Here is a 14269-nt window from a genome sequence, read left to right on the forward strand (position 1 = left end):
CATTTTTATCCGAGTCTGGAAGTTTCGCTTTCATTTTATTTATATGCCTGATTTTGTGATATTTTGAATGATTCTAGTCCTGTGTTTCAGACGATGGTTTTACATTGCTATAGCTGGTCCACCAATCTTCAAGGGTTTGGATTACCGGAAGTAACGTAATCCCTAATGGCGTTAGTTTATATTCGACACGAGGTGGTGATTCTGCAAAGACTTCACGTTGCACGATACCGTCGCGTTCCAATTCTCTTAATTGAGCAGTTAGCGTGCCATGAGCCAGGTTTTCCATATCGCGTTTTAAGGTTCCAAATCTTTTGGGACATTGATGAGATACCGCTTTAATCAATAGGATTTTCCATTTTCCGCCTATAACTTTAAAAAGCGATACCAATTCTAAATTATCCGGCTTTAATTCGATTTTTTTTGGGGAGCTAACCCCTTGATCGTCACTATTAGTCTGTTTTTTCATACTAAGTATGCTTTATATAACTGCTTGTTAATCTATTTATTATACCTTAATTTTGCATCAAATTTACATAAAAACCGCTGGATTATGGAACAATCTCGTCAAAAATGGATCGCCTTAATTTTAGTCTCTATGGCTATTTTTTTATGTGTTATTGATTTGTTTATCGTTAATGTCGCGATTCCATCAATTAAAACGGCCTTGCAAGCAACTGATGCCGATTCACAATTGATCGTTGTTTTATATGTAATCGGTTATGCCGGATTTTTAATTGCTGGGAGTAGAGCGGGAGATTATTACGGGAAAAAACGCGTATATCTAATGGGTATGTTGGTCTTTACCATTGCTTCAGCATTTTGCAGTATATCACAAACCGCGCTGCAGCTTAATTTGTCGCGTTTACTGCAAGGAGTAAGTGCTGCATTTATGGTTCCTCAAGGTTTGGCATTGATTCCGATTATCTTTACAAATCAGCATGAAAAAGCTAAGGCATACGGAATTTACGGGAGTATAGCGGGAGTCGCATCGGTAATCGGTCAGTTTTTAGGAGGCTTATTGCCCGATATTCACAGTGTTATTGAAGGTTGGAGGCTGATTTTTGTTATTAATATACCCGTGGGTTTAGTAGCAATCTTTTACGGTTATAAACTACTTCCCGAGAGTGACAAACAGTTTAATAAAGGATTTGATTTTGGAGGCCAAATACTATTGCTTTTAATGTTGGTTGGATTCATTTATCCGATGATTGAAGGACGCGAAAAGAATTGGCCTTGGTGGAGTTTGATCATGTTGGGAATCAGCTTGGTATTAGCGGTAGTATTTGTATTCCATCAACGCAGCCGAAAACAACAGTCCAAAGAAGTTTTAATCGATATTAATGTTTTCGCCTTTACCGATTTCAATTGGGGTTTAACTGCAGTGGCTTTTTACTTTATGGTACAAGATACTTACTTTTTTGTCAACGCCTTATACCTGCAATATGGTTTAGGTGTTAGTTCAACTCAAACGGGCTATTATTTTGTATTTCAAGGTATAGGATATGTAATAGCTTCTATTGTAGCTGTAAAATTATTAGCGCGTTTAGGGCAGAAATTAATTTTGATTGGTTTGACTATTATGATACTTGGTTTGTTGGGACATCTGTTTGTTTTTAGTACTACTGATGTTTCTGAGCTATGGATTTACACTATTTTATTGGTGTATGGTTTGGGTTGTGGAACGGTATTACCCTGTATGTTAACCGTGGCTATACGCGATATACCAGCTGCTTTGGTCGGTACTGCTTCTGGTGTATATTTGACCGTACAGCAAATTGCTATTGCTTTGGGTATAGCGGTTATTGTTGGGATGTTTTTTAATATTATTGAAAATAAAGTATCGTATTTAAGTGCTTATCAAGCAACGAATTGGCTTAATATAGGTTTGTTAATCTGTGTTGTATTGATTTTTATCATTACCGGCCGTAAAAAGAAAATTTAGTCAAAAGCGATTGGATTGTTTTTTAATGAATCTAAACTACGATGGATGGAGAGAACCTGAATTTTGGTAAAAAATCTAAAATAGTTTTTTGTAATTTAGCGATGTTAAAACAACAAAATATGTTTAAAAATAAGAGTAGCCTTAGCGGTTTGTGTTTGTTATTGATTGCGAGTGTAGGTATGTCCTGTAGTGATAAAAAAGAAAAGCAAAACTACGATTTGATAGAATCTTCAGAAATAATTGTAAAAGAAATGCCTTTTAAAGTTGAAATCATCAATCCCAATTTAAAGACAGTTCAGGAAATCCAATACACAGGAAAGAAGATGGGGGATTTTTATAAAATTGAGAGCCATCAATACAAGCTGGAAGAAGGCGATAAAAAAATGCTGCTCGGCAAGTCTTACTTGGTCAATGCAGAAAAATACAATCGCGTTACAGCATTGTTGATGGATCAAGTCAAGCTAGACACCCTTACTATGGTTATTTCTCCGGAAAACCCTGTAATTATCGCAATTTCGGTGGGAAAAGAGCAGGAAGCGAAATCCATACAACTCGACATAAAGGCTGCCAGTCCTTTTGAAGTAGTACTCTTTAAGTTGTTGGATGGAGAAGCCAAATCGGAACCGGTCAAAATACCAACCCATTAAACGGCAAATTTACTACAGTTATAAAATAAAAAAGCCCTCGATTGAGGGCTTTTTTGATCTAGCGAAAGAATCAAATTATTTATCAATAGATCCTAAGACACGTTGCATAAACGCATTTAATGCTTCTTTTTTACTAGCGCCTTCTTTGATCATTTTATGGACCTCAATAGCACCATACATATTGGAAATTAATTCGCCAATAACATCTAATTCGTCGTCTTTTAAAGAAGCTACTTCTGTAAGTGATTCTAATACTTCCAGAGTTTCAATAATATAATCTTGATCGTTTTCTTCAATAAACTCTGTTAAATGTTTGATTATCGGTAATTTCATAGTTATAGGACTTATGAGTTAATATTAATAGAGAAATTAAGCTATTTCGTTTACTAATTCACTTAGTACATCAGCTTTGTTTGTTTGAGTTTGATTTTTCAATACTCCTCCTACAAAAGTAGCAAATGTTGGTAAGTTAGATACGTCGGCTAATTTCCTTGATTCTGGAAAATTCTCCGCATCGGCAATTACGAAAGTTATGTTTTCTTTCTCTGTTGCCAATTTTTTGAATTTAGGTTTCATAATTCTACAGTTTCCACACCAAGAGGCTGAAAATTGTACTACTACTTTTTCGTTTGAATTTACAATTTCTTGTAAATTGTCTTGATCTAATTCTATTAGCATGTTTTTTATTTTTAAAATTAGTTTTGGCTTAAGTAAGAAGCAACACCATCTCTATTGGCATTCATTGCTTCTTTTCCTTCTTCCCAGTTTGCAGGACAAACTTCTCCATGAGTTTGTACGTGAGTATAAGCATCAATCAAGCGGATGTATTCGTTTACATTTCTTCCCAATGGCATATCGTTAACCGATTCATGGAAAATTTTTCCAGTTTCGTCAATTAAGTAAGTTGCACGGTAAGTTACATTTGATCCGTTGATGATAACAGCGTCTAATTCTTCGTTGTATTCTGTACTTTCAACATCTAAGATACCTAATACGTTAGATAAGTTACGTGTAGTATCAGCAAGTATTGGATAAGTAACACCCTCAATACCACCGTTGTTTTTTGCTGTATTTAACCAAGCAAAATGAACTTCGTTAGTGTCACATGACGCTCCAATTACCATAGTATTTCTCTTTTCAAATTCTGGCAAAGCAGCTTGAAAAGCGTGTAATTCTGTTGGACATACAAAAGTAAAATCTTTAGGATACCAAAACAAAATTACTTTTTTGTTGTTTTTGGTAGCTTCTTCAAATACGTTAATTTTTAAATCATCTCCCATTTCCGAGATAGCATCTACTGTAATGTTTGGGAATTTTTTTCCTACTAATGACATGGTTTTATGTTTTATGATTACTATTAAATTTCTATTACAAAATTAAGACTTCAAAAAGCGATTAGCAATTGTTTTCGATTATGATTTTTTATAATAGAATAAGAATACTCTATCGTTCACTAGCGAGAACAAAATCGTTAGTATAGCTTGTTTTGTAATTTGATCATAAAGATAAGCTTAATTGCTAAAGAATAAAAATGATTAAAACACAAATCTCAGCTTGATAGATAGAGAAGCTTTATAATCATATTTGGGTTTAGCATGGTTATTTAAATTAAATTTATAAGTTCCAATCCTCACAATCCAAATAGAAAAAAAAGCATTATCATCAACAACCGTATTTTAATTACTTTTTTTAGTAAAATATCATTTTTTTAAAAGTATAAATTAATGGAACTGAGATATTAAAGATTTTTTGGCTTTATTTTTTAGTATAGTAGCTACAAATAGCTTGTTTTTTTTATATAAATTTTATATATTTACTTTATATAAATCAAGAAGTATTGATTTTTTATCAAACCACCGGTTTGGTTTATTTCTGTTTTCTGATTTTAGTTTAATTTCGATTAAATGTTGTTTTGATGTTTAGAGGCATCCTATAATCGCTATTTTTATCTACCGATAGAAGTAGCGATTTTTTTATGAGATGTCCGTAACTTTGCAAGCTAAACTCTATACGATGATAATTAGATATCGAACTACTATTTTACGTATGTTATTTTCATGGAAAGGTTCCGTACTAAAAAAGATATACCCAGTTTTATTGCTGTTATTTATCTTCTCTTGGGGTATTTATTTTTACCATTTAAAATTTCCAAAAACCGAATTTCCGCTAAATGTAACGGTATTCACGCTGATGGGGATTTCATTAGCCATTTTTCTTGGATTTTGTAATTCTGCGGCTTATGAGCGTTTTTGGGAAGGGCGCAAATTATGGGGAAGTCTGGTTATTCATTCCCGCTCCTTGGCGTTTCAATTGCTCAATTACGTAGATACGTCCAAAAAAGAGCAATCTTACAGCATCGATTTAATCGTAGCCTTTACATATGCTTTAAAAGGTCAATTGCGTTCTCAAGATGTAATGTTAGAAATGAGGCGTTTATTGCCAAGTGATTTCTGTGATTTTTTAGCCGATAAAAAGTATAAACCGACAATCATTTTAAATGAGTTGACTCGCTGGTTGCAAGAACAGCATAAAGCGGGTAAGCTGGATTCGATTGAAAAGGTTCGGATCGATCAAAACATCAACGAACTATCCATTATTCTAGGCGGATGTGAAAGAATTTTACATACCCGTATTCCGTTTGTCTATTTTGTTTTACTGCACAGAACGGTTTATATATACTGTTTTATGTTGCCCTTTGGCTTGATAGATACCATCAGTTGGGCCATGCCGTTTTTTGTAACTTTTGTGGGGTATTCCTTTATGGCTTTGGATGCCATAGTCGATGAAATAGCAGAACCTTTTGGTTATGATGAAAACGATTTGGCACTTGATAATATGTGTCAAAATATTGAATACAGTCTTTGTGAATTAGCCGATAAGCCTTTGCCTGTAGTGATGGATTATAACCGTGATTTTGTACTGACATAGATTTTTGTTTTCAAATACGTTTAAATAAAAAAGAGGTTACCCAAAACATGGATAACCTCTTTTAGTATAGTAATGAATCTTAATTCACCGACGGTCTTTGAAGGTGAGTAAAGAAATAATCAGCAATTTTTTGGTTTAAATGCACGCGGTCTTTACCGGATACATTGTGTTCGTGTGTAGGATAGAGGAAGTAATCGACTTGTTTACCCGCTTTGATACAGGCCTCTATAAACTCCATCGAATGTTGTTGAACCACTACAGGGTCTTGAGCACCGTGAATAACGAGTAAACGATTATTAAGTTTATCTGCCTTATTGATTAAACTTGTTTTTTCATAGCCTTCTGGATTTTCCTGAGGTGTATCCATATAGCGTTCGCCATACATGATTTCATAGTATTTCCAATCCATAACAGGTCCTCCAGCAACTCCAACTTTAAAGATTTCCGGATGATTTATCGAAAGGGTAGTGGTCATAAAACCACCAAAACTCCATCCGTAAACTCCAATTTTATCGGCATCAACAAAGGCTTTAGATTTTAAGAATTCTATTCCTTTTAATTGGTCGGCCATTTCATTTTCACCCAGTTTTCGGTGTATAACATGTTCGAAATCGCGACCTCTATTGTCACTTCCTCTATTATCAACTGTAAAAACAACATAACCGTTTTGAGCCATATAATAGTCAAATAAACTAGCACCACCCAACCATTTGTTTTGAACTAACTGCGCATGAGGTCCACCGTAAACATATACCATTACTGGGTATTTTTTAGTAGCATCAAAATTGGCAGGGTAGATCAATCGACCATTTAGGGGTGTCTGACCGTCAGCAGCTGTTATGGTAACCATTTCCATTTTCGGAAGCGTTACGGTTCCTTCGTACGGATTTGGCGACTTAACTAATTCAACCGCTTTTTTGGTTTTTGTATCTACTATGCTGATTTCATTAGGTGTTGTTGTATTGCTAAATTGATCTAAGAAAGCCGTTTTGTTTTCATTCATTTGAATGTTATGTGTTCCAGATAGCGTCGTTAGCAGCTCTGTGGTTTGATTTGCTAAGGATACTTGATAAAGTTGTCTATCCAATCCTCTGTTGCTAGTACCTACATAATATAAAGTTTTTCCAGTTGCATCAAAACCCAATATCTCTTTGACTACAACGTCTTTATATCCCAATTTCTTCAGCTCTTTACCATCGGTGTTGTATAAATAAATTTGACGGAAACCATCTTTTTCAGTAAGGTATAAAAACTCATTGTTTTTATTCGGTACAAAGGTCAAAGCATGGGACGGTTCTGCATAGGTATTTGATTTGTCCTCAAATAACTTTTTGTCAAGAAGCCCTGTCGTTGCATTATAACGATTTACTTGAATGTGATTTTGTTCGCGATTGAGTAGCCCAACATAAACGTATTCGCCTTTTGGATCCCAAGTAACCATAGTTAAAAATTGTTCTTTGGGCTCACCGGTTTGTAAGGTTACTTTCTTTTGAGTTTTGATGTCATAAACCACTAAAGTAACTTGCTCGCTAGTCATACCCGCCATCGGGTATTTAATATTTTTTACTTCCGCAACACGAGCTCCAAAATTGACTAAGGGATAGGAGCTTACCATACTTTGATCTTTTCTATAGTAAAGCAATTGATCCTTTGTAGGATTCCACCACATACCGCGATCGATACCAAATTCCTGTCTGTGGGTATCATTACTACCATTAATGATGTCTAAAGCAGGATCATTAGTTATTGCCGTATTTTTTTCGTTACGATCAGAAATCACAATGTTGTTGTCGTTTAACCAAGCCATATAGTTTCCTTTTGATGAAACAATCTGGTTTTTAGCGAGCTTGTCCAACTTAAAAAAGTTACTAATTTTTTTGGAAGCCAAATCGTATTCAATGTGGTACATATTGTCTTTTCCTGTAGCTGTAAACGTCAATGTTTTTGCATCTTTCCAAGTATACGCATAAGGGAAAATTCTAAGGTTTATACCCGACTCATTTAAGGTTTTGTCAATGGCGCTTTGCAAATCAGCCTTAGATATCAAAACGGTTTCTTTCCATTTATTGGATTGATTTCGACTCATCAAATTCTGATAAGTGGCATCCAAATAACTCAATTGATTTTGATCTTGCCATTGAGGAGCTGTAATGGTTTTCGGAGCAAACTTTGTGAAATTACCGGATGTTGCTTCCTCTATAGTTAGATTTCGTTGCGCAAATAACAAATGACCCGCCAACAGAAATACTAATAAAGATGTTTTTCTCATTGTGTAATATAATTTTAAGTCGCTAATTTAGCTTTTTGCAAGCAACTCAGCAACTGATAGATCCAAAAAGTAGTTTAAGATGAAACGGTTTTATTTTTGGACGGCATGCTGTTTACAAAACAGCGATAGAGGTTATCGGCATTATTTGGGTTGGGGTAGCGGCACATAACCATCATCTCCAGGAACTTTTGGAAAACGATGTGCGATCCAGTCTGCCTTAGCTTTTTCGATGGTACTTAAATCTGTAGAAACAAAGTTCCATTCAATATGTCTTGGTTCCGGTAGTATTTCACCACCAAAAATATATACCGTAGTATTGGGAGCCATTTCAAATTCGCACAATTGGCTGTCTTTGGCAACCAGAATGTGTTTGGCTTCAAATGTATTTCCCTCGCTTTGAACACTGCCTTCCAAAATATACATACCACTTTCACCAAACAAGTCTGCACCCAAATTAATCGTTGTTTGTTGACTGCTTTTGATTTCTAAAAAATAGAGGGGACTATATACTGGAACAGTCGATTTTTTACCAAAAAGTTCACCGGCAATCAATTTATAAGCCACACCATCATTATTCCATGACGGTAATGCTTCTGCATTGATATGTGCAAAGGAAGGCTCCATATGTTCGAGTTCCTTTGGTAAAGCCACCCAAATTTGTAATCCGTGTAGTTTTTTGTCGGAATGACGCAAATATTCAGGAGTTCGTTCTGAATGGGTAATTCCCTTGCCGGCTGTCATCCAATTTACAGCCCCTGGCGTAATTTCGATTTCCGTACCCAAACTATCTCTATGCATAATACTTCCCTCAAATAGATAGGTGAGTGTAGCCAGTCCGATATGTGGATGTGGAGGTACGTCTAAATTTTCATAGTCTTTTAATTCTGTTGGTCCCATATGATCAATAAATACAAAGGGGCCTACCGAACGTTTTTGACGAAAAGGCAATAAACGACCAACTAGAAAATTCCCGATATCCGCAGGTCTTTCTTCGATTATAAATGCAATGTTTGACATAATTGGTTTGTTTTAAAATAGACGTTATAGAACTACCAAGATTTACTCGCGCGTAGTTGTACTAAGATAGCCAAAAAAGCCGTATACTTTAATAAAAAGCAGGTCGCAGTTTAAAATATAAATAGTGTTATCGCGCTATGGGATGTCCTACAAGTTTTTCTAACTCACTAAACATCGCATCAATGGATAAAACTTTTAACTGTGGGTGATTTTTAAGCCATTCCGAATGCAGTTCTATAAGGTTTTCATCCAAACTGCTAAAACTAGCGTCATCTATAGTCGATTTTATCGGGTTTTTTTCGGAAAAAGCTTGATCAAAGAATTTCTTTGCCTTAACGCTACTTAAGGCCTTCATTCTACGTTGTTGTTTTTCAAAATAGGCTAAGTGAGCTTCAGCATGCATCGACTCTAATCCGACTGCGATTAATTCATTGATTTCCTCGGACCATTTTGTATTCCATACAAACTGAGAAAATCCGCCAGCTGTTGTCTGTGTAAAGTAATAATCTACTAAATAGCTGATTAATGCGTCATCAAATAATTCTGAATCTTCAATTCCCTCTTCTCGTAAAACATTGATTACGGATATATTGGAAAGAATAACTTGATAAGGATCAGTGCTGTTAAAAGCATTTTCAGAAATGATTATTTCATTCAATTCCATATATAAATTTTTAGTCGTTAGTTGTTTTTAACATTTTTTGTAATACAAAGTAAAATCCTATAGCAGAAATTACACTTAATAAGGCTGTACCAATCCACAGTACTTCAAAATTGTACAGTTTGGCAATTTTAGTTCCCAATATAGGCGATATAACAAATGCAGAGGCAAATGCCAATCCATTGAAACCCATATAGGCACCTTTGTTGTTTATTCCCGAACGCAAAGCCGTTACGGTAGAAGTAAAGGGGAGTGCTAACATTTCGGAAAAACACAAAAAGGTCATGGAAACATAAATGATAAAGATACCGTGTGCAAAAGCAAGCATACCGTAACCAATTCCCGTAAGAAAAACACCAAATACAATAATTTGAGTTACCGTCAATTTCTTTTCTGCTATATGCACCAGCAGCATTTCGAGTATAAAAATAATCAAACCGCTATATCCCAAAATAATACCGATATCAAACTGACTTAACTTTCCAATTTCTTGATAAAAAATGGGTAGCGTGCTAAACAACTGAAAAAAGGCAATGGCATAAAACGCACAAAAGAGATTAAACAGTATAAAGGGACCGTCTTTATAAGGCGAACGCTCTGGTTTAACCATCTCGGGATTCGAGATTTCGCGTTGTTGATCTCGATTGATTTCCTTGGTTGATTTTTTATTGATAAAGAAATATACAAACAAACAGCCCGCTAAAAAGGCCGCTACAGCATTCACGTAAAATAATAGGGCGTAAGATATAGAAGCTAGGATACCACCCATAGCCGGACCAATCGAAAAGCCTAAATTGATAGCCATACGATTAAGTGAAAAAGCTCGGGTAATGTTTTCCGGTCGAGCGTGTACCGTAATAGCTACTGAATTTGCTGGTCTAAATACTTCGCTAATGGTACTTTGAATTAACATAATACAGCCCAATCCGATGGGGGTATCAAATAACGGCATGATGGCAAACATCGGAGCACTTAAAAACAAACTTAAACTTTGAACTTTAAAATTACCGATTTTATCGGTCAGCCAACCACCGAAAAAAGAACCAATTAAGGACCCTACGCCAAAACAAGCCAATACATAACCCGAATTTTCGAGACTAAACCCCAGCTTACCAGTCATATAAACACCTAGAAATGGTAAAACCATAGAACCGGAGCGATTGAGCAACATCACAAAGGCCAGCATCCACGAGGCTGCGGAAAGACCTTTGTAGGAATCTATATAAATTTGTAGGATTTTTTTCATAAACAGCTTCGTCAATTATCAGGAAAAACCTTTGCAATTTAAGGAGTCTTTTTTAGTTTTTTAACAACTTGAAGCATTTTAATTAAAATCTATTTGCGGACTAATTCTAGTTGTGTATTCCTTGTTTTTGTAGGGATAATCTTAATAGAAATGCAATTTATCAGCTTTGTTTAATAGTTGTTCGCATTCTAAACACTACAAGCTTAAAAAAGTTTTAATGATTTTCTAGTTTAAAATTAATTTTGTAAATTACTAAAGCTTTATTTCTGATAAACCGGTACACGGTTCGGGGAATAGAGGTACTTTTACAGATTAATAAAAGGTGCCCTAAAAAATAGGTAGTCTCTTTCAAGTATTTGATTATTTTGATAAAAATCATATCAAAAACTTTAAATTTGACTGTATAGGAAAGAATTTTTATTAATTAAATAAAAACATAATCATGAAGAACCCAATTAAGGTTGCATATATCACAGGCGGAACAAAAGGAATAGGATTTGGAATAGCCAAAGCTTTGGTGGAAGCGGGTTATCGCGTAGCGCTTTCGGGTAGAAATTTAGACGATGCTCAAGAGGCGGCTGCCAAAATCGGTAGCACCGATCAAATCATCGGTTTGCGTTCTGATGTACGTGACTATCAAGATGAAGTAAATGCTGTTGCTGAAATTAAGAATCATTTTGGGCAATTGGATATTGTAATTGCCAATGCGGGTTTAGGTAAATTTGCTTCTGTTGATGAATTGAGTATTAGCGATTGGAAAGACATGATTGACACCAATTTAACAGGTGTATTTCACACCTTAAAAGCCGGGGTGGAAGATCTAAAAAAACAAAAGGGATACTTTATTTCTATAGCCAGTCTTGCTGGAATTAACTTTTTTGCTGGCGGTTCGGGTTATAATGCATCTAAGTTTGGAGTGGTAGGGTTTACACAAGCTGCTATGTTGGATTTACGTGACAAAGATGTAAAGGTTTCTACTATTTTACCTGGTTCTGTCACTTCCAATTTCAACAATCACCTTCCGAATGAAGCGGATTCATGGAAAATTCAACCCGAAGATGTAGGGCAATTGATACTTGATTTGTTGCATATGAATCCCAATGTATTGCCTAGCAAGATTGAAATTAGACCTACCAAAACAAAATAGTCGCGTAATCGCGTTTAAAAACAACCATTTGCCACAAAAATTTAAAAGCAAAAATGAAAGCATATATAGCAGTCAATTACAAACATCGAAAAAATTTAAGTAAAGAACTTATTGCTATTGGAATGGCTTTAAACGGAGTCAATGTTCAAACCATGATTTTTGTAGATCAATATTCTTTTGACGAGAATAATGAAAAAGAAATGATGCATCAAGCAATGCTTGAAATTGATCGCTGTAGCTTTTTGTTAGCTGAATGTACTTATAAGGGCATTGGAATTGGAATAGAAGCCGGATATGCCAAAGCCAAGAAAAAGCCCATTATCTATATGCGCCACATAAAAGCAGAACATTCAACGACCTTAGCCGGTATCAGTGACGTACAAATATTATATTCAAACCCAAAAGATTTGTTTGATCAACTCAATGATTTTTTAAACAAAGCATTGGTTAAGAAATAACGCGGCATTTTCTATTTTACATAAGCCTTACTTACACCAATTCTCTATTCCAAGCAATAACCTGAATGCCTTTGGAATAGTTGAATAGGTCTGGCATGCTGTTGAGATGCAGTTTACCTATTGTATAAGTCAAGTCTAAGTAGTTTAACTCTACCATTTTCCTTTTGGTAAACTCCACGGACGATGTGCACTGTTAGCAAGTATTTCTTTTATGTTCATCTTTTATGTAAAACTGGTTACAGGGAGTAATCAAAGCTAAGTACTAAAAATGATCTTCCCAAATAATAAGCCCGTAATACTACTCTTTACTAGCTCTTAAAAAGCTTGCGTTATTTAAATCTACTTAGTAAAACCTTTATAGAATCCCTATGGATTTTTTAGAATACAACAAGACGTTTTAGAAGTTTTAACCTCATAGATAAAAACTATCGCCAATGTCTAATAGATTATATAACAATTATTTATATATGTTGTATTAAATAAAAACTTTAATTAAAATGAATAAACAACTAAATAAGTAATACGTTTTAATTAGGAGGGAAACTCGTTGTTAGTAACTCATTTTTTAGGATATAAGGCGCGAAAGGCATTAAAGATTGCTGGCTGTGTTACGGTAGCATGATCTTCTTCCGGTAAAAAATCAAAAATGACTTTTACTTCATCGGATAAACCCAACTTTATTTTGTTTGCCAACTTCTCGGCATCTTCTTCCATGATATGGTTTTTAGAACCGTCTATGGAGCCTTCTTTTCCAACGCCTATATAAACAGCTGTCGGCTTCTTATAGTCCGCTTTTAGGATAGGGGAATCCATTTTTAATAAGGCACCGTCATTCCACCATAAACTCGGACTAATGATGATGTATTTATCAAAGAGCTGTGGCTTGGTCAATAGCATTTCGGTTACCAGAAGTCCTGCTAAGGATTGACCGATGATCATTTTTGAAGGAGAGGTATTATATCGGCTTTCGATATAAGGCTGTAATTCGCTTTCCAGAAAAGCGATAAATTTTTCGGACCCACCGTTGTTGGGAATCATTTCTTTTTGGGAGGCTATCGTGGTTAATGAAGTGAAATCCCGTTTTCTTTGAGTATTAGCAATACCAACAACTATGCTTTCTGGTATGCGATTGATCCAAGAGAAAGTATTGTATTTAACCAATCCAACTACGGGTATAAAATCTTCATCTGCAGAACCGTCTAACAGGTAAATGACAGGATAAGCTTTATCGGAGTTGTAATCTTCCGGTAGGTATATATTTAAAGTACGGTCTTCTTGAAGTAATTCAGAATACAAGTTTATGGTTTTGCCCAAAACAAAGTCTTTTTCAATGTTTTGTATAGGGGATTCTGATTTTTCTGAGTAAGTAGACATTGGAGATTTACAAGCGATAAGGCTGATAAATGCCAACGGTAACCATGCTAATTTATAGTTCATTTGTAAGAATTGGAAATAAAGTCAAATTAATGAAATTTTTCCGACATGCTATGCCCAACTGCTATAGTATTTGCGTGATCGTATTTATTTTTAATTTGAAATTGAATTGTAAAGAGTAAGTCCCTCTGAAATAAAGAGGGGCTTACTTAGGTAATTTGGTGGGATTAGTCGATAAAACTAAAACGTGTTTCAAATGCTTTACCGATTAGGGGTAGTGGTTTTTTTTCTGAATTAGCAGCGTTGATAATACCAATAACCAACAGTATAAAGAAGATAATACCTAAGAAGGATAAAATACCAAGTATGGGCATGATTAACGTAAGTATGTTAATGGCTATTTGAAATAATATACTACACACGGCAAGTCCAAGCGATTGTTTAAGATGATATTTCAATAAATCATCAGCTGTATCTTTTCCTCCAAAATAGGCAACTAACCACCCAATAAGTGTAATATAAGAAATAATTGAAAATGATTTGTTATCCATAGCGATACCATTTAGAATTAATTTCTATA

The 14269-nt window shown here is 35.0% G+C and carries 16 protein-coding genes; 5 read left to right on the forward strand and 11 right to left on the reverse strand.

From position 1 onward, the window contains the following. Positions 1-73: 73 nt before the first annotated feature. On the reverse strand, positions 74-466 hold the full coding sequence (locus KO524_RS05635) for a helix-turn-helix domain-containing protein (protein WP_219291501.1): 393 nt from the start codon (positions 464-466) through the stop codon (positions 74-76). Between the two features lie 84 nt (positions 467-550). On the opposite strand from KO524_RS05635, the gene KO524_RS05640 reads away from it, so the two are divergent. Next, positions 551-1942 (forward strand): MFS transporter, encoded by a 1392-nt coding sequence (locus KO524_RS05640; RefSeq protein WP_219291504.1) that lies wholly within the window; start codon positions 551-553, stop codon positions 1940-1942. A gap of 119 nt (positions 1943-2061) precedes the next feature. Then, on the forward strand, positions 2062-2589 hold the full coding sequence (locus KO524_RS05645) for a hypothetical protein (RefSeq protein ID WP_219291507.1): 528 nt from the start codon (positions 2062-2064) through the stop codon (positions 2587-2589). 75 nt (positions 2590-2664) lie between these two features. Here the strand turns inward: KO524_RS05645 and KO524_RS05650 are convergent, their stop codons facing one another. From KO524_RS05650 to KO524_RS05660, 3 genes are read right to left on the reverse strand one after another with little or no spacing between them, the layout of a single operon-like run. Then, positions 2665-2922: a hypothetical protein gene (locus KO524_RS05650; protein WP_219291510.1), complete on the reverse strand. Its 258-nt coding sequence runs from the start codon at positions 2920-2922 to the stop codon at positions 2665-2667. 36 nt (positions 2923-2958) lie between these two features. Beyond that, the gene (locus tag KO524_RS05655; RefSeq protein ID WP_219291512.1) at positions 2959-3267 is read right to left on the reverse strand and encodes a co-chaperone YbbN; all 309 of its coding nucleotides are present in this window, start codon (positions 3265-3267) and stop codon (positions 2959-2961) included. A gap of 17 nt (positions 3268-3284) precedes the next feature. Further along, positions 3285-3923 carry a peroxiredoxin gene (locus KO524_RS05660; protein ID WP_219291513.1) on the reverse strand — a complete coding sequence of 213 codons (639 nt, stop codon included), beginning with the start codon at positions 3921-3923 and terminating at the stop codon, positions 3285-3287. A 679-nt stretch (positions 3924-4602) separates the two neighbouring features. On the opposite strand from KO524_RS05660, the gene KO524_RS05665 reads away from it, so the two are divergent. Beyond that, positions 4603-5517 carry a bestrophin family protein gene (locus KO524_RS05665; protein WP_219291514.1) on the forward strand — a complete coding sequence of 305 codons (915 nt, stop codon included), beginning with the start codon at positions 4603-4605 and terminating at the stop codon, positions 5515-5517. A gap of 79 nt (positions 5518-5596) precedes the next feature. Here the strand turns inward: KO524_RS05665 and KO524_RS05670 are convergent, their stop codons facing one another. The 4 genes from KO524_RS05670 to KO524_RS05685 form a co-directional block, all read right to left on the reverse strand. Further along, positions 5597-7786: a DPP IV N-terminal domain-containing protein gene (locus tag KO524_RS05670; RefSeq protein ID WP_219291519.1), complete on the reverse strand. Its 2190-nt coding sequence runs from the start codon at positions 7784-7786 to the stop codon at positions 5597-5599. Positions 7787-7927: 141 nt separating this feature from the next. After that, positions 7928-8803 (reverse strand): pirin family protein, encoded by an 876-nt coding sequence (locus KO524_RS05675; RefSeq protein ID WP_219291523.1) that lies wholly within the window; start codon positions 8801-8803, stop codon positions 7928-7930. Positions 8804-8930: 127 nt separating this feature from the next. Beyond that, the gene (locus KO524_RS05680) at positions 8931-9467 is read right to left on the reverse strand and encodes a hypothetical protein (protein ID WP_219291527.1); all 537 of its coding nucleotides are present in this window, start codon (positions 9465-9467) and stop codon (positions 8931-8933) included. 10 nt (positions 9468-9477) lie between these two features. Continuing rightward, the gene (locus tag KO524_RS05685; protein ID WP_219291530.1) at positions 9478-10710 is read right to left on the reverse strand and encodes an MFS transporter; all 1233 of its coding nucleotides are present in this window, start codon (positions 10708-10710) and stop codon (positions 9478-9480) included. Positions 10711-11152: 442 nt separating this feature from the next. Here KO524_RS05685 and KO524_RS05690 point away from each other — a divergent pair, with 442 nt between their 5' ends. Together KO524_RS05690 and KO524_RS05695 are read left to right on the forward strand one after the other, a co-directional pair. Next, on the forward strand, positions 11153-11857 hold the full coding sequence (locus tag KO524_RS05690; protein ID WP_219291532.1) for an SDR family oxidoreductase: 705 nt from the start codon (positions 11153-11155) through the stop codon (positions 11855-11857). Positions 11858-11910: 53 nt separating this feature from the next. Then, positions 11911-12315 carry a hypothetical protein gene (locus tag KO524_RS05695; protein ID WP_219291534.1) on the forward strand — a complete coding sequence of 135 codons (405 nt, stop codon included), beginning with the start codon at positions 11911-11913 and terminating at the stop codon, positions 12313-12315. A 31-nt stretch (positions 12316-12346) separates the two neighbouring features. Here KO524_RS05695 and KO524_RS15415 read toward each other — a convergent pair whose 3' ends face one another. From KO524_RS15415 to KO524_RS05705, 3 genes are all read right to left on the reverse strand, one after another. After that, entirely contained in the window at positions 12347-12472 is a 126-nt protein-coding gene (locus KO524_RS15415; protein WP_255555156.1) for a hypothetical protein, read from the reverse strand. 401 nt (positions 12473-12873) lie between these two features. Next, positions 12874-13752: an alpha/beta hydrolase gene (locus KO524_RS05700; protein WP_219291537.1), complete on the reverse strand. Its 879-nt coding sequence runs from the start codon at positions 13750-13752 to the stop codon at positions 12874-12876. 164 nt (positions 13753-13916) lie between these two features. Next, positions 13917-14240: a DUF4870 domain-containing protein gene (locus KO524_RS05705; protein WP_219291540.1), complete on the reverse strand. Its 324-nt coding sequence runs from the start codon at positions 14238-14240 to the stop codon at positions 13917-13919. Positions 14241-14269: the final 29 nt, after the last annotated feature.

The organism is Flavobacterium sp. NKUCC04_CG, from assembly GCF_019345525.1.
Classification (GTDB): Bacteria; Bacteroidota; Bacteroidia; order Flavobacteriales; family Flavobacteriaceae; genus Flavobacterium.